The 15,151-nt window shown below is 67.8% G+C and carries 13 protein-coding genes; 1 reads left to right on the top strand and 12 read right to left on the bottom strand.

Going from position 1 to position 15,151, the window contains the following annotated elements; translation table 11 throughout:
• Positions 1-93: 93 nt before the first annotated feature.
• From V9K97_RS03055 to apbC, 12 genes are all read right to left on the bottom strand, one after another.
• On the bottom strand, positions 94-711 hold the full coding sequence (locus V9K97_RS03055) for a TorD/DmsD family molecular chaperone (protein ID WP_337308446.1): 618 nt from the start codon (positions 709-711) through the stop codon (positions 94-96).
• Positions 708-2,846, bottom strand: a complete 2,139-nt coding sequence (locus V9K97_RS03050; RefSeq protein ID WP_337316126.1) for a 4Fe-4S dicluster domain-containing protein — start codon at positions 2,844-2,846, stop codon at positions 708-710. Before V9K97_RS03050 ends, V9K97_RS03055 begins: the two co-directional genes overlap by 4 nt.
• Positions 2,770-3,429, bottom strand: coding sequence for a DUF3306 domain-containing protein (locus V9K97_RS03045; RefSeq protein WP_337316124.1), 660 nt, complete (start codon positions 3,427-3,429; stop codon positions 2,770-2,772). The genes V9K97_RS03050 and V9K97_RS03045 overlap by 77 nt, the downstream gene beginning before the upstream one ends.
• The gene (locus tag V9K97_RS03040; RefSeq protein WP_337316122.1) at positions 3,422-3,991 is read right to left on the bottom strand and encodes a DUF3305 domain-containing protein; all 570 of its coding nucleotides are present in this window, start codon (positions 3,989-3,991) and stop codon (positions 3,422-3,424) included. The genes V9K97_RS03045 and V9K97_RS03040 overlap by 8 nt, the downstream gene beginning before the upstream one ends.
• A gap of 51 nt (positions 3,992-4,042) precedes the next feature.
• Positions 4,043-4,834, bottom strand: coding sequence for an ABC transporter ATP-binding protein (locus V9K97_RS03035; RefSeq protein ID WP_337316120.1), 792 nt, complete (start codon positions 4,832-4,834; stop codon positions 4,043-4,045).
• Positions 4,831-5,580: a molybdate ABC transporter substrate-binding protein gene (gene modA, locus V9K97_RS03030; RefSeq protein WP_337316118.1), complete on the bottom strand. Its 750-nt coding sequence runs from the start codon at positions 5,578-5,580 to the stop codon at positions 4,831-4,833. Before modA ends, V9K97_RS03035 begins: the two co-directional genes overlap by 4 nt.
• Positions 5,581-5,607: 27 nt before the next feature.
• Positions 5,608-6,291 (bottom strand): molybdate ABC transporter permease subunit, encoded by a 684-nt coding sequence (modB, locus tag V9K97_RS03025; protein WP_337316116.1) that lies wholly within the window; start codon positions 6,289-6,291, stop codon positions 5,608-5,610.
• Between the two features lie 111 nt (positions 6,292-6,402).
• Positions 6,403-6,750 carry a winged helix-turn-helix domain-containing protein gene (locus V9K97_RS03020; protein WP_157615313.1) on the bottom strand — a complete coding sequence of 116 codons (348 nt, stop codon included), beginning with the start codon at positions 6,748-6,750 and terminating at the stop codon, positions 6,403-6,405.
• Between the two features lie 88 nt (positions 6,751-6,838).
• Positions 6,839-9,712: a formate dehydrogenase subunit alpha gene (gene fdhF / locus V9K97_RS03015; RefSeq protein WP_337316114.1), complete on the bottom strand. Its 2,874-nt coding sequence runs from the start codon at positions 9,710-9,712 to the stop codon at positions 6,839-6,841.
• The gene (locus tag V9K97_RS03010) at positions 9,709-11,454 is read right to left on the bottom strand and encodes an NAD(P)H-dependent oxidoreductase subunit E (RefSeq protein ID WP_337316472.1); all 1,746 of its coding nucleotides are present in this window, start codon (positions 11,452-11,454) and stop codon (positions 9,709-9,711) included. Before V9K97_RS03010 ends, fdhF begins: the two co-directional genes overlap by 4 nt.
• Positions 11,455-11,694: 240 nt before the next feature.
• Positions 11,695-12,639, bottom strand: a complete 945-nt coding sequence (locus tag V9K97_RS03005) for a LysR substrate-binding domain-containing protein (RefSeq protein ID WP_337316112.1) — start codon at positions 12,637-12,639, stop codon at positions 11,695-11,697.
• A 50-nt stretch (positions 12,640-12,689) separates the two neighbouring features.
• Positions 12,690-13,781, bottom strand: coding sequence for an iron-sulfur cluster carrier protein ApbC (apbC, locus tag V9K97_RS03000; protein WP_337297145.1), 1,092 nt, complete (start codon positions 13,779-13,781; stop codon positions 12,690-12,692).
• Between the two features lie 171 nt (positions 13,782-13,952).
• Between apbC and V9K97_RS02995 the strand changes: the two genes are divergently transcribed.
• Positions 13,953-15,146, top strand: a complete 1,194-nt coding sequence (locus V9K97_RS02995; RefSeq protein WP_337316110.1) for a patatin-like phospholipase family protein — start codon at positions 13,953-13,955, stop codon at positions 15,144-15,146.
• The last annotated feature ends 5 nt before the right edge of the window (positions 15,147-15,151 follow it).

Raw genomic sequence — 15,151 nt, 5'->3', positions numbered from 1 at the left:
TGGGGGCAAATCAGATGTGAACTGATCTTCGTACATCTGGATACTAGTCTAGACCCTAATTTCTAACAATCGTATTTCTACGGAGCAAAAAGCTCAGTCGAGCATGTCGAAGCCCTGGACTTCGACCTCGGCAAAAGCGCGGGTGAAACCCGCCAGGGACGCATAGAAATGCGCCTTGGGATGTTGCGCGACCGCGTCGCACAAGGTCGGCAGCCAGGACTGCAGGTGCGCCGCAAAAAACGCCTGCTGCTGCGCGAGGTTGGACACCGCCGCGTCGTCACCGGCAATAAGGTAGCGCATCACCTCGAACAGGCAGGCGACGTGGTCTTCGCTTTCGGACACGGCCTCGTCCCGCGCGAGGCCCAGCCGCGCCAAGTCGGTGCGCAGCTGCGCCAACGGCTTGTCGTTGAGAAAACCGCTCAGGTAGTGCGAGCCGAACAGGTAGACCTCGGGCTTGCCCATGCCGCCGAAGAGCGCGTCGTATTCGGCATGCACCGCGGCGGCATCGGTGCCGCGCGCCGTGCCGACCAGCTGGCGCCAGGGCTCCTCGAGGAAGGCACCGGCTGCGGGAGCCTCGGTGGGCGCCACGCTGAAGGCGCCGAGCAGCTCGGCGTCGGGCGCGGCGTACCAGAGGCGCGCAAGCAGACCGTAAACCTCGGCACGCGCAATCTCCTCGTCGAGCGCCGAGGTCATGGGGGGAAACTGGCTCATAGCTGCGTGATCTTCATTTCGTTCTGCGCGCTGTACAGGTCGATGACCCGGCAGTCGCTGCACATCTTGAGCCGCTCGAGCGCCTCGCCCTGGAACATGGCGTGGCCCGCCAGCTTGCCGAGCATCGCTTCGATGGCTTTCTGCGTGCCGAATGGCTTGCTGCAGCGGATGCAGGCCCAGGGCTTGGCCTCGTTGAGCACCACGGGCTGCTTGCGTTCGGGCGCAGCCAGCAGGCGCGGCACGAGCGCAATCGCGTTTTCGGGGCAGGTGGTTTCGCACAGGCCGCACTGCACGCAGTTCTTTTCGATGAACCGAAGCTGCGGCGCGTTCTGGTTGTCTTGCAGCGCGCTGGCGGGGCAGGCGCTCACGCAGGCCAGGCACAGGGTGCAGGTGTCCTTGTTGACTGTGATCGCGCCGAAGGGAGAACCGGCGGGCAGGGGGATTGAGAGGGGTGGGGCGGCATCGTTCGACGGCGCCGCAAGCACGGGTGCCTGCGCCATCAGGTGGTCGAGCGTCATCTCCAGAGTGCCGCGCTTTTCCCCGCCGACGGCAAAGCGTGCCGCGGTGACCGGCACGCGCTGCCGCGTGGCGCGCAGGCCAGCCATGGCCGCATCGAGCGCGGCCGGCGTGGCGGCCTCGATCAGGTGGAAATGCGTTCCGGTGTAGCCCAGGCCCGTGAGCAGCGCCTGTGCAACGGCCATCTGCTTCTTCAGCGCATCGAGGTATTGCGGCGCTTCCTCCCCGGTGGAGAGCACCGCCACTTGCGAGGCCCCGAAGGCGATGGCGCTGAGCCAAAGGTCGATGCCGGTGCTGGCAACATGCATCAGCGCCACCGGCAGCACATGCGCGGGCACGCCGGCCAGGCCGTCGCGCTTGCCGCGCCCGAGCTGCGCCGCGCGGCCGAGCTGCTCGACGAGCCCCTGCCCGCCCTCTTCGTTGTGCAGCAGCACCGCGGCATCGCGGCCGCCGGCTCCCGTGTAGGTAGACAGCAGCGTGCGCAGCTTGCGGCCCTGGTCGGGCGTGCGCGGGTAGGTGTAGCCCAGCGCGCCGGTCGGGCACACGGTGGTGCAGGCGCCGCAGCCCACGCAAAGCTGCGGATTGACAACGATGCGCTGGCGCTCCTTGTCGCTGGAGATGGCATGCGCCGAGCACACCTCGACGCATGCGTTGCAGCCCACCACTTCATTGCGGCTGTGGGCGCAGAGCTTCTGCTTGTAGTCGAAGAACTTGGGCTTCTCGAACTCGCCCACCATTTCGCGCAGGCGAAGCAGGGTCGACAAGCCTTCGGCATGCGCGAGCCCACCCGCCAAGTGGAAATAGCCTTGCGGCGGCGCATGCCAGTCGATCAGCGCGTTGGCGCCCAGGTCGAGCACCAGGTCGAAATCCGCATCGAGCGCCTCGGGCGCGCGGCTGAAGTTGATGGCGCCGGCCACGGTGCAGGCCTTTTCGCAGTCGCGGTGCGAGCCGCATTTCGCCAGGTCGATCTGGTAGTCGAGGCCGATCGCCTGGTCGGGGCAGGCGCCCAGGCAGGCGTTGCAGCGCGTGCACAGGTCGAGGTCGATGGGGTTGTCGCGTGTCCAGCGCAGCGAGAACTTGCCCAGCCAGCCGGTGAGCGAGCCCACGCGTCCCGCCATCACGGGCCAGCGGCGCTCCTGCGCGCCGCCGGTGGCACCCGGGCCGGTGGAAAAGATGGAGACCTGCAGCGAATCCGCCACCAGCGTCGCGGCCTTCTCGGCCTGGTCGAGCGGGCCGACGATCAGCAGCCGGCCCTGGCTCACGTAGCTCACCGTCGAGACCGGCTCGGGCTCGGGCAGGTGAGCCAGCGCCAGCAAGGCGGCAATCTTCGGGCTGGCGTTCTTCGCGTCGCGGCTCCAGCCGCCGGTCTCGCGGATGTTCACGAAGCGGATCGGCGAGGTCGCGCCTTCGGTCTGTTCGGCCAACTCGGTGAACAGCTTGCGCTCCTGCGTGCAAGCGACCACCACGTCGTCGCCCGAACGGATGGCGCGCTGGAAAGCGGGCGCCTCGCGGCGGCACAGGGTGGAGTGAAGGGGCAGCGACTCAGCCAGCGCCGCGCCGAGCTTCTTCGGCTCGAGCGGCATCGTCTGGTTGCAGTCGCAGATCAGCGTTGTGGTCATCGGTCTTCTGGCTTGCAGGCTTCGCATCGGCAACCTGCTGGCTGGGGAGGGAGTCTCCCGGGTGCTCTGACTGTGCCACGTCCGTGGGCGCAGCGTCTTGCGGGGTTTCCGCTGATTTTCCGGCAGTTTCCTGCGCTTTTTTTTCTTCTTCCTCTTCGTCGTCGAACAGCTTGAGGAACTTGGCGCTCGCCATCTGGCGCAGCACGTTGCCCGGAATCGGCGTCGACTCGGAGTAGTCGTCTATATAAGTGTCCATGCCGTCCATCACGTTGAACTGCGGGTCGGCAAAGAGCTTCTTGAAGGCGGTGTTTTTCACCTCGGGCGCGACGTTCCTGCCAACGAAGGGCCGGAAGTCGGACTCGGGCGTGAGCGCCTGGGCGTCGGCCAGCGTGGGCTGGGGAACTTCGGACGGGTTTTCGGCGGGAAGGGCTACCGCTGCTTCGAGCGCAGCGGGCACGGGCATGGCGGTTCCGGCGACCGCATCGGCGGGCTTTTCGGCCTCTTGCGCAACAACGGGGGGCGGCGCCTCTTCGCGGGCTTCCTTCTTGCGCCGCGACCACCGGTCGAAGAAATTCTCAGGCATCGCCCGCTCCGCGTCCGCGCTTTTTCTCGGTCGACACGCTGGCCGCGTTGCCGAAGCGGTCGACCAGCGGGCGGAAACTCTCGGGCCGCTTGCGGCGCTTGGGCTCAATCACGTAGTGCGCCTGCACGAAATCGCGCATCCACTCGATCACCTCTTCGGGCGCGGGCACCTGCTCGACCGTTTCCTGCGCATCGAGCCAGCGGCCGGCCTCGTTGTAGCTGAGGCTCACCACCACGGGCCGTGCCAGCGGCTCGTCGGCAATAGTGGGCTCTTCTTCCATGCGCCACAGCACGAACCAGCAGGGCGCGGGCGTGGTGGCATTCAGGTGGTAGCCCTCGACGTCGTCGCGGAACAGTTCTGTCTTGAAGCCCGGGTGCAGCCAGCGCTGCGCGCTCTCGCTTGCTTCGAGCAGGCGCGGTTCGGTGCCGAAACCGGGCTGGTCGGGCCCGACGCTTTCAAGAATCCAGCGCCAGGATTGCCAACGGTTGTCGATGCGCTCGCGGCGCATCACGATGGCAACGTCAATGGAAGGATTCATCCGCCAATCGTAGCGCCGCGGCATGGCGCTTCTGGTTTGAGGGTCATCCGCGGTGGCTGGCCGGCTTTGCCTTGCTCAGGCGCCCGGCGCGCCCTGCATCAGCAGGCTGCGCAGCTTGCGGTGCAGGGGCGTGGCTTCGGCGGCCGGCACGCCGCCCGCCTCGCGCAGCGCAATGTCGCGGCTCTCGGCGTTGTGCAGGTCGATCTCGCGCACTACCCTGCCGTTGTCGTAGACAAACGCCACGTCGGCCAGGGCCAGCACGTCTTCGATGTCGTGGGTGATCATCAGCACCGGAATACCCCACTGGCGGCGAACCTGGGCCAGCTCGTTGCGCAGCTCACTGCGCAGCATGGGGTTGAGCGCGGCAAAGGGCTCGTCGAGCAGCAGCACCTGCGGTTGGCAGGCCAGCGCGCGGGCCAGCGCCACGCGCTGCTGCTGACCGCCCGAGAGCTTTTGCGGCCGGCTGTCGGCCAGCGCCGCGAGGCCGAAACCTTCGAGCAGCGACTGCACCATTTCAGCCTCGCGCGGCGGCAGCTTGCGCCGGTGCCATGCGGTCAGGCCGAAAGCCACGTTTTCTCGCACCGAGAGGTGCGGAAACAGCGCGTAGTTCTGGAACAGGTAGCCGATGCGCCGCTCCGGCGTGGGCACGTCGATGCGGTGGGCCGAGTCGTAGAGCGTGCGGCCGTCGAGCCGCACATGGCCCTCGGAGGGATGCAGCAGCCCCGCGATGGCCTGCAGCGTGAGCGTCTTACCCGCGCCCGAGGGACCGTACAGCGCGGCAAAAGGCACGTCGGTCGCGAAGCGCGCCGCCAGGTCGAAGCGGCGTGTGCCGTCGGTGACCGTGAGCTTCAGGTCGACGTCGATCATGGCTTGCCGAAGCCGTAGCGCGCGAAGACTTCGCGCGCGGCATCGCTGGAGAGAAACGCGATGAAATCCGCGCCTAATGCCTTCTGCCTGCTGTCGACCACCACGGCGACAGGGTAGGTCACGGGCGTGTGGCCTGCGGGCGCGAACGCAACCTTGACCTTGTCGCCCGCCGTGGCCGCATCGGTGCGGTAGACGAACCCGGCCTCGACCTCGCCGCGGGCCACATAGTCGAGCACCTGGCGCACGCTGTCGGCCTGCACGAACTTGGGCTCGAGCACGCTCCAGAGCCCTGCCCCTTCCAGCACCTGCCGCGTGTAGCGGCCGACCGGCACGGTCGCCGTCTTGCCGATTGCGATTTTTCTCACGCCCGCGCCGGCAAGGTCCTGCAGCGATTTCACGCCGGCCGCGTCCCTGAGCGGCTCGACCAACACCAGGCTGTTGCCGGCGAAGTTGCGGCGCGTGTCCGCGTCGACGAGCTTCTGCACAGAAGCGCGGTCCATGGTTTCCTGGTCGGCACTCGCGAACACGTCGACCGGCGCGCCCTGCGCGATCTGCTGCAGCAGCACGCCGGAGGCCGCAAAGTTGAAGCGCACCCTGGCGCCCGGCTTCGCGGCTTCGAACCTGGGGCCCAGCTCCTTGAATGCGTCCGTCAGGCTGGCCGCCGCGGACACGGTGATCTGCTGCGCCGCCGCGCTCAGCGGCAATGCCATGACCAGGACAAGAGACAGGAGGCGGAGCGGACGCATGTTGGTTTTCGGATGGGGGTGAGCCGGTCAGCGCAGCGAAAAGAACCGGTTCGACAGCACCAGCACGGTGATCGACAGCAGCGAGGTCACCGCCACCAGCAGCAATGCCAGGTCGTCGTTGCCGGATTGCGCGGCGTCGTAGATCGCCATCGACAGGGTCTGGGTCTGCTTGGGAATGGAACCCGCCACCATGAGCGAGGCACCGAATTCACCCATCGCCCGTGCAAACGCGAGCAGCGTGCCGGCCAGGATGCCGGGCCAGGCCAGCGGCAGCGTGACGCGCACGAACACGGAAAACGGCGACTGGCGCAGCGTGCTGGCAGCAGCTTCGAGCGAGCGGTCCACGCCCGCGAACGCGGCGCTGGCCGACTTGAGCACCAGCGGCAGCGCCACCACGGCCGACGCGACGACGGCGCCGTGCCAACTGAAGATGATGCTGTAGTCCAGATGCTCACGCAGCCAGCTGCCCAGTGGGCTGCGGCGCCCCGCGGCCACCAGGATGGCATAGCCGATGACGGTGGGTGGCAGCACCAGCGGCAGCATGCACACGGCTTCGAGCACCGAGCGGCCCGGAAAGCGCTTGCGCGCAAACACCCAGCCGAGCGCCACGCCGGCAACCAGCGCCAGCAGGGTCGCGACCGAGGCCACCTTGAGCGACAGCCCCAGGGGGAACCAGTCGGTCGAGGCGATGAGGGCATGCGTCGTATTCATGAAGATACAGCGCAATTGTTGCACGAACGCGTTGCCCCTCTAAAAGGCCTCTGCGGAAGGTGCGGGAAGACGGCGCCGATATCCTTCCGGATACAGCGCGCGGGGGACGGATCAGGGCGCGAGCAGGCGCGTCAGCGCGCGGACGTCCGCCGCCGTGGCCAGGCGCGCGGCATTCTCGATGGCCCGGTAATGCTTGACGATTTCTTCACCCACGGGCGTGAGCGCGGTGCCGCCGCCGCGCGAGCCGCCGGCCGCGGTGTTCACGGCCGGGGAACTGAGGGCGTTGTTCATCTCGTCGATGAGCATCCAGGCACGCCGGTACGACATGCCCAGCTTGCGCGCCGCCGCCGAGATCGAGCCGGTCTCCGCCACGGCTTCCAGCACGTCGATCTTGCCGGGGCCGAAGGCGATGCTGTCGTCCCTGTAGATGCGAAGGCGAAACTGGACTCTGGTTTTCATGCCGGTGGTGGTGAGCGGTGCGGGAGAGATGAGCGCAAAGGTTAAACCATGCCCGCACCCACGCCCACGCCCTCACCGCCGCACCGCGTCAATCCACTTTTGCCAGCACGCCCGAGCCGGTTCCGTACCCAGCCGCCGCCACCGGCTGGCCGCCACGCGCAATGCGCACCGCGCAGTACTTGAACTCCGGAATCTTGCCCATCGGGTCGAGCGCGGCATTGGTCATCAGGTTGGCTGCCGCCTCGTAGTAGGCGAAGGGCACGAACACCGCGCCATTCGGCGTGCCGTCGTCGCGCCGCACATGGATGGCCACCTCGCCGCGCCGCGACTGCACCGTGATCACGTCGCCGGCCTGGAGCCCCAGCTTCAGCAGGTCGGCCTGGTTCATCGAGGCGGTCGCCATGGGCTCCAGCGCGTCGAGCACGGTGGCGCGGCGCGTCATGCTGCCGGTGTGCCAGTGCTCGAGTTGCCGGCCCGTGATGAGCACGAACGGGTATTCGGCATCGGGCCGCTCGTTCGCCGGAATGATGTCGGCCGGCACCAGCTTCACGCGGCCGTCCGCGGTCGGAAAGTCGTCGATGAACACGGTCGGCTGGCCCGGGTCTTCCTCGCTCAGGCACGGGTAGGTCACGCTCGAATCGCGCTGCAGCCGCTCCCAGCTGATGCCGCTGATCACCGCGTGCATGGCCTGGCGCATTTCCTCGTAGACCGCTGCCACGCCGGACTCTTCGCCCTCGTAGTTCCACTGCAGGCCCATGCCCTTGGCAATCTCCTGGATGATCCAGAGATCGGGCCGCGCATCGCCCGGCGGGTTGAGCGCGCGCTTGCCCAGCTGCACCATGCGGTCGGTGTTGCTTACCGTGCCGGTCTTCTCGGGCCAGGCGCTTGCGGGCAGCACCACGTCGGCGAGCCACGCGGTCTCGGTCATGAAGATGTCCTGCACCACCAGGTGCTCCAGGCTCGCGAGCGCATGGCGTGCATGGTTCAGGTCGGGGTCGCTCATGGCGGGGTTTTCGCCCATGATGTACATGCCGCGCACCTTGTGCGGATCGGTGTCGGGCGCCAGCGCCTTGTGCATGATCTCGACCACGGTGTAGCCCGGCGTTGCGTCGAGCGGCGTGCCCCAGAAGTTCTCGAACCACGCGTGCACCGCCGGGTTGTCGACGCGCTGGTAGTTGGGGAACATCATCGGGATCAGCCCCGCATCGCTCGCGCCCTGCACGTTGTTCTGGCCGCGCAGCGGATGCAGGCCCGAGCCCGGCTTGCCGATCTGCCCTGTGACGGTGGCCAAGGCAATGAGGCAGCGCGCGTTGTCGGTGCCGTGCACGTGCTGGCTCACGCCCATGCCCCAGAGAATCATCGAGCCCTTGGCGGTGGCAAAGGCGCGCGCCACTTCGCGCAGGGTTTCGGCCGGCACGCCGCAGATGGGTGCCATCGCCTCGGGGCTGTAGCCCTTCACGTTCTCGCGCAGCGCCTCGTAGTTGCTGGCGCGCGTGCGCACGAACTCCTGGTCGACCAGGCCCTCGTCGATCACGGCATGGATCAGCGCGTTGAGCATGGCCACATCGGTGTCGGCCTTGAACTGCAGCGTGCGCCAGGCGTGGCGGCTGATGTCGGTGCGGCGCGGGTCGGCCAGCACGATCTTCGCGCCGCGCTGCGCAGCGTTCTTCATCCAGGTGGCAGCGACCGGGTGGTTGGCCGTCGGGTTGGAGCCGATGACGAAGATCAGCCCCGCATGCTCCACGTCGTTGACCTGGTTGCTCACCGCACCCGAGCCCACGCCTTCGAGCAGCGCGGCCACGCTGGAGGCATGGCACAGGCGCGTGCAGTGGTCGATGTTGTTGCTGCCGAAGCCCGTGCGCACGAGCTTCTGGAACAGGTACGCCTCTTCGTTGCTGCCCTTGGCCGAGCCAAAGCCCGCGAGCGACTTGGCACCGTAGGTGTCGCGCAAGCCCGAGAGCTTGCCGGTGGTGAGCGCGAGCGCCTCTTCCCAGGTGGCCTCGCGGAAATACTCGCTCCAGTCGTCCGGACGCGGCGTATCGCCGAAGTCCTTCGGCACGCCGGCCTTGCGGATCAGCGGCTTGGTCAGGCGCTGCGGGTGGTGCGCGTAGTCGAAGCCGAAGCGGCCCTTCACGCACAGGCGGTTGTGGTTGGCCGGGCCGTCGCGGCCGTCGACGCTGACGATCTTCTCGTCCTTCACGTTGTAGGTCACCAGGCAACCCACGCCGCAGAACGGGCACACCGAATCGACCTTGCGATCGACCTCCTGCGAGCCGATGTGGCTCTTGGGCATGAGCGCGCCCGTGGGGCAGGCCTGCACGCATTCACCGCAGGCCACGCAGGTGCTGTCGCCCATCGGGTCGTCCAGGTCGAACACGATCTTGCTGTCCGCGCCGCGCATGGCATAGCCGATGACGTCGTTGACCTGCTCTTCGCGGCAGGCACGCACGCAGCGGTTGCACTGGATGCAGGCGTCCAGGTTGACGGCCATCGCCGGGTGCGAGATGTCGGTCCTGGGCTGCTCGCGGCGCAGCGCCTTGAGTTCGGGCCGCACCGCGATGTCGAGCTTTTTTGCCCAGGCGCTGAGCTCGCCGTGCTGCTGGGTGGCGTCGTCGCCGATCCACTTGTAGCCCTGGTCGGGCATGTCGGACAGCAGCATCTCGACCACCATCTTCTGGCTCTTGAGGGCGCGCTCGCTGGTGGCCTTCACTTCCATGCCGGCCGTCACGTTGCGGCAGCAGCTGGGCGCCAGCGTGCGCTCGCCCTTCACCTCGACCACGCAGGCGCGGCAATTGCCGTCGGGGCGGTAGCCGTCCTTGAAGCACAGGTGGGGAATCTCCACGCCGTGGCGCTCGGCCGCCTTGTAGATGGTCTCGCCATCGAAGGCCTGGATGGGTTGGCCGTCGAGCGTGAATTCGATGGTTTGCGGCATGAGCTCCGCGAGCTTGGACGGGGCGTTCATGCCACCTCCTCCGGAAAATATTGCTGGATGCACCGAATCGGATTGGGGGCCGCCTGTCCGAGTCCGCAGATGGAGGCGTCGCCCATGACCTGAGCCAGGTCTTCGAGCGTGGTGTTGTCCCACGTGGGGGCCTGCATCAGCGCCGCGGCCTTGGCGGTGCCGACGCGGCATGGCGTGCACTGGCCGCAGCTTTCATGCTCGAAGAAGCGCATCACGTTGAGCGCGGCATCGCGTGCGCGGTCGTGCTGGCTCAGCACCATCACGGCGGCCGATCCGATGAAGCAGCCGTAGGGCTGCAGCGTGTCGAAGTCGAGCGGAATGTCGTTCATTCGCGCCGGCAGAATGCCGCCCGACGCGCCGCCGGGCAGGTAGGCGTACAGCGAATGGCCGTCGAGCATGCCGCCGCAATATTCGTCGATGAGCTCCTGCACCGTGATGCCGGCCGGCGCGAGCTTGACGCCCGGGTGCTTCACCCGGCCGCTCACGCTGAAGCTGCGCAGGCCCTTGCGGCCGTTGCGCCCGAAACCGCTGAACCATGCCGCGCCTTTTTCGACGATGTCGCGCACCCAGTAGAGGGTCTCGAAGTTGTGCTCCAGCGTCGGGCGGCCGAAGAGGCCCACCTGCGCAATGTACGGCGGGCGCATGCGCGGTTCGCCGCGCTTGCCTTCGATGCTTTCGATCATGGCGGACTCTTCGCCGCAGATATAAGCACCCGCGCCGCGCCGCAGTTCGATGCGCGGCAGTGCGCACGGCGGATCGGCCTGCAGCCGGGCCAGCTCCCGCTCCAGTAGCGCGCGGCAGTCGTGGTACTCGTCGCGCAGGTAGATGTAGCACTGCTCGATGCCGACGATCTGCGCCGCCACCACCAGGCCTTCGAGAAAGCGGTGTGGGTCGCGCTCGAGGTACGTGCGGTCCTTGAAGGTGCCGGGCTCGCCTTCGTCGATGTTCACCGCCATGAGCCGGGGCGCGGGCTGGTCGCGCACGATGCGCCACTTGCGCCCGGCCGGAAAGCCCGCGCCGCCCAGGCCGCGCAGGCCCGAGTCTTCCATCGTCTTGATGATGGCCTCGGCGTCTTCCTCGCCGTTGACCAGCGCTGAAGCGAGGGCATAGCCGCCATTCGCGCGGTAGGTGGCATAGTCGGTGAATGCCGGCATGCGCTCGATGGCGCCGGGCAGCGGCGAGACGCTTTTCAGCGCGAACTCGGCCGCATCGAAATGCGCGACCGTGGCTTCATCGGGGTCGGACTTCAGGGCCTGCAGCACCTTGGCAGTCGTCGCGAGCGGCACCGCCTGGCGGTCGACGACCACCGCGGGCGCCTGCTCGCAGCGACCGACGCAGGGCGCCGCAATCACGCGCACGTCGTCGCCGTCCACGCCCAGCAGTTCGGGCAGGCGCGCCAGCAGATCCTTGGCGCCGGCCAGCTCGCAGGCCAGGCCGTCGCACACGCGCACCGTGAGGCCCGGCGCTTCGTCGCCGCCGCGCACCACTTCGAAGTGGTGATAGAAGGTCGCGACCTCGTACACCTCGGCCATGGGGATGTTCATTTCCCGCGCCAGCGCCACCAGGTGGCGGTCGTGCAGGCAGCGGAAAGCGTCGTTCAGCTTGTGCAGGTGCTCGATGAGCAGGTCGCGCCGGTGGCCCTCGGCGGGGGGCGCGCCGATGAGCGTGCGCACTTCGAGCAACGCCGCCTCCTCGGGCTGCCGGCCCTTCAGCTTGCTCTTGCGGCGGATGCGCTCGCGCATTTCGTCGGCTGTGGCTAGCGGCACGATGGTGTGCGTGCGGGCTGTCGCTGTCTCGCGGGTCGTGGCTGGGTGGTTGTTCACTGCCTGGGCCTTTTCTCGATGTCTCGGAACTGCCCCCGATGCTTGAGGGCTGACCGAGTGTGTGGGGCGGCCCTGGGCCCGTCAAATTCGATCGGAGCATCGATCGATTCAATAACTAAATGGTGCGCCGGGCCCGAGTCGGCCGCGCCCGCCGGCCAGTTACTCGCCGAGCGCGCCGCTGTGCAGCCGCACCTGCTCGCGCCAGGCCGGCGTTTGCAGGAAAACCAGCGCGGCATCGAGCGCCCGCGAGGGGCGCACGCCGGTCTGGGTCATGAAGCCGAGCGGCGTCTTGACCTCCGGCCCCACGAGCGGCAGCGCCTCCAGCTCGCGGTAGCTGCGCACGGCCGCGACCATGGCGCCGGGCAGCACGCTGCTCACCGTGCCCGCGAGCACGGCCAAGGCAAGGGTAAGTACCGAGTTGGTCTCGATGGCCGGCGCCACGGCCGTGTCGGCTTCACGCAACGCCTGGTCGATGATGGAGCGGTTGTGCATGTCGGGCGTGAGCAGGCACAGCGGCAGCTTGCCGGCATCGGCCCACGACATCGGCTGGCCGATGCGCAGCCGGTCGGCCGAGGGCCGCTCGGCACGCCTCAAAAGATAGTAGTGCTCCACGCTCTGCGGCCAGGCCGTGAGCTTGATGCCCGGCAGGTGCATGCGCTCGGTGTAGCCGAGCGCCAGGTCGACCGAGAGGCTCTCGAGCCCTGTTTCCAGCTCTTGCGAACTCATCGACAGCACGGCCGGCACGATACCGGGGTGCAGTTCGTGCAGCATCGCGGCAAAGCGCGACAGCATCGGAATGGCGGTGGGCACCGCCGCCATGCGCAGCCGCCCGCGCGGATGCCCCTCTTCGCTGCGCAGCTCCTGCAGCAGCACCTCGTTGTCGCGCAGCATGCGCTGCGCCGTGGCCAGCACCCGCTCGCCCTCGTGCGTAAGGCCCACGTACACGCGCCCCCGCTTCACGATGACCACGCCGAACTCGCTTTCGAGCGAGCGCAGCGCGTTCGACAACGCCGGCTGCGTGATGTGGCAGGCCTGCGCCGCGCGCCCGAAATGCTTGTGCTCGCTCAGCGCCACCAGATAGCGCATCGAAGCCAGCAGATTCACTTCGCCTGCTCCGGCACGCGTTTACTGAAGCTGGGCGGGCGCACCATGCGTCAGGTGTTCTTGCTGATCGAGATGGTCGGGAACTTCGAGGAGAAGTCCTTGGCCTTCTCGGCAATGCCCACGGCCACTTGCCGGGCCACGGCCTTGTAGATGCCGGCCACTTCGCCGTCAGGGTCGGCCACCACGGTGGGCTTGCCGCTGTCGGCCTGCAGGCGGATGTTGATGTCCAGCGGCAGCGCGCCGAGGTATTCCATCTCGTACTGCGCGGCCATCTTCTTGCCGCCTTCGGAGCCGAAGATGTGCTCGACATGGCCGCAGTTCGAGCAGATGTGCACCGCCATGTTTTCGACAATGCCCAGGATCGGCACGCCGACCTTCTCGAACATCTTGATGCCCTTCTTGGCGTCGAGCAGCGCGATGTCCTGCGGCGTGGTGACGATCACCGCGCCGGTCATGGGCACGCGCTGGCTCAGCGTGAGCTGGATGTCGCCGGTGCCGGGCGGCATGTCGACGATCAGGTAGTCGAGGTCTTTCCAGTTGGTCTGGCGCAGCAGCTGCTCCAGCGCTTGCGTGGCCATGGGCCCGCGCCAGATCATGGCTTCGTCCTGGTCGACCAGGAAACCGATCGACATGACCTGCACGCCGTGGTTCTCGAGCGGCTCCATGGTCTTGCCGTCTTCGCTCTCGGGGCGGCCCTCGATGCCCAGCATCATCGGCTGGCTCGGGCCGTAGATGTCGGCGTCGAGCAGGCCCACGGCGGCGCCTTCGGCCGCCAGCGCCAGCGCCAGGTTGGCGGCCGTGGTGCTCTTGCCCACGCCGCCCTTGCCGGATGCCACCGCAATGATGTTCTTCACGTTGGGCATCAGCTGCACGCCGCGCTGCACCGCATGGCTGATGACCTTGGTGACGATGTTGACGGAGACGTTGCTCACGCCCGGCACCGTCTTGGCCGCCGCCACCAGCGCCTTGCGCATGGCCGCGTGCTGGCTCTTGGCCGGATAGCCGAGCTCGAGGTCGAACGACACGTCGCCGTCTGATATCTGCAGGTTCTTGAGCGAGCGCGTCGCCACGAAATCCTTGCCGGTGTTCGGGTCCTGGACGGCCTTGAGCGCGTCCATGAGCCCTTCTGGGGTGAGTGCCATTGATCTAACTCCTGAATGGCGGGTAGTCTAGTGGCTCGCCCGGCGCCTCCGCGCACTTCGTGCGGCTTCGCCTTCCTGCACCTGGGGGCAACGCGGGCGGCCCGGCAAGGCCGGATTTCCCGACAACCCGGGAGCGCAAGCCCCTTTTCAACAGACAACAGCAACAAGAAGATGCCCGAGACACCCCCCGCCACCGGTCTCCTGCTCACCGGCGGCGGCGCCCGGGCTGCCTACCAGGTCGGCGTGCTCGAAGCCATTTCCGAAATCCGGCGAACGGCCGGTTTCGCGGGCCAGCCCAATCCCTTTCCCGTGATCACCGGCACCTCGGCCGGGGCCATCAACGCCGCCGCGCTGGCTTGCGGCGCCGACGATTTCGACGGAGTGGTCGCGCACATTGCCCAGGTCTGGCGCAACTTTCACGCGGGGCAGGTCTACCGCGCCGATTCGCTCTCCGTGCTCGGCAGCGGCACGCGCTGGCGCATGCTGCTCGGGCTGGGGCGATTTGCCGCCAACTGGATGCGCATCAAGCCCCGCTCCCTGCTCGACAACGCGCCGCTGGCCGAGCTGCTGGCCCGCATGGTGCCGCTCGACCGGCTGCCGCAGCTCATGCAGCAAGGCCACCTGCGCGCGCTGGCGGTGACCGCGTCGAGCTACAGCTCGGGCGAGCACGTCACCTTCTTCGAAGCCGCCGCGCCGATGGAACCCTGGGTGCGCTCGCAGCGACTTTCCGTGCGCGACCGCATCAGCCATGCGCACCTGCTGGCCTCGTCGGCCATTCCCTTCGTGTTTCCGGCCACGGCGCTGCCGATGCAGGGGCATACCGAATATTTCGGCGACGGCTCGATGCGGCAGTCGGCGCCCATTGCCGCGGCAATCCACCTGGGCGCCCAGCGCATCCTGGTGATTGGCGCGGGCCGCATGCACGAGCCGCGCGACACCGACGCGCCCAACACCTACAGCGGCTATCCCACCATGGCGCAGATCGCGGGCCATGCGCTGTCGAGCATCTTTCTGGACGCGCTGGCCGTGGACATCGAGCGCCTGCGGCGCATCAACCACACGCTCGGCCTCATTCCTGAAGAAGCCCGCAAGTCCAGCTCGCTGCGCCCGCTCGACCTGCTGGTGATTTCTCCGTCGGAGCGGCTCGACGTGATTGCGGCTCGCCATGTCGATGCGCTGCCCGGCGCGGTGCGCCACCTGCTCGGTGGCTCCAAGGTTGCGGCCGACGTGAAGGGCGGCGCGCTTGCGAGCTACCTGCTGTTCGAATCGGGCTACACGCGCGAGCTGATGGCGCTCGGGCGGGCCGACGCGATGCGGCAGCAGGACGAAGTGCTGCGGTTCTTCGGGTGGAACGCCGCTGCCTGAGGCAG

Source organism: Variovorax sp. CCNWLW186, assembly GCF_037203865.1.
GTDB lineage: Bacteria > Pseudomonadota > Gammaproteobacteria > Burkholderiales > Burkholderiaceae_C > Variovorax.
This window is presented reverse-complemented; position numbering and strand designations above follow the sequence as displayed.

What these genes read in the sequence shown, in the direction of transcription:
- modB (WP_337316116.1), bottom strand. Translation starts at nt 6,291, where the DNA reads ATGAATACGACGCATGCCCTCATCGCCTCGACCGACTGGTTCCCCCTG.
- modA (WP_337316118.1), bottom strand. Translation starts at nt 5,580, where the DNA reads ATGCGTCCGCTCCGCCTCCTGTCTCTTGTCCTGGTCATGGCATTGCCG.
- fdhF (WP_337316114.1), bottom strand. Translation starts at nt 9,712, where the DNA reads ATGAACGCCCCGTCCAAGCTCGCGGAGCTCATGCCGCAAACCATCGAA.
- V9K97_RS03010 (WP_337316472.1), bottom strand. Translation starts at nt 11,454, where the DNA reads ATGCGCGAGCGCATCCGCCGCAAGAGCAAGCTGAAGGGCCGGCAGCCC.
- V9K97_RS03045 (WP_337316124.1), bottom strand. Translation starts at nt 3,429, where the DNA reads ATGCCTGAGAATTTCTTCGACCGGTGGTCGCGGCGCAAGAAGGAAGCC.
- V9K97_RS03050 (WP_337316126.1), bottom strand. Translation starts at nt 2,846, where the DNA reads ATGACCACAACGCTGATCTGCGACTGCAACCAGACGATGCCGCTCGAG.
- apbC (WP_337297145.1), bottom strand. Translation starts at nt 13,781, where the DNA reads ATGGCACTCACCCCAGAAGGGCTCATGGACGCGCTCAAGGCCGTCCAG.
- V9K97_RS03035 (WP_337316120.1), bottom strand. Translation starts at nt 4,834, where the DNA reads ATGATCGACGTCGACCTGAAGCTCACGGTCACCGACGGCACACGCCGC.
- V9K97_RS03055 (WP_337308446.1), bottom strand. Translation starts at nt 711, where the DNA reads ATGAGCCAGTTTCCCCCCATGACCTCGGCGCTCGACGAGGAGATTGCG.
- V9K97_RS03020 (WP_157615313.1), bottom strand. Translation starts at nt 6,750, where the DNA reads ATGAAAACCAGAGTCCAGTTTCGCCTTCGCATCTACAGGGACGACAGC.
- V9K97_RS03040 (WP_337316122.1), bottom strand. Translation starts at nt 3,991, where the DNA reads ATGCCGCGGCGCTACGATTGGCGGATGAATCCTTCCATTGACGTTGCC.
- V9K97_RS02995 (WP_337316110.1), top strand. Translation starts at nt 13,953, where the DNA reads ATGCCCGAGACACCCCCCGCCACCGGTCTCCTGCTCACCGGCGGCGGC.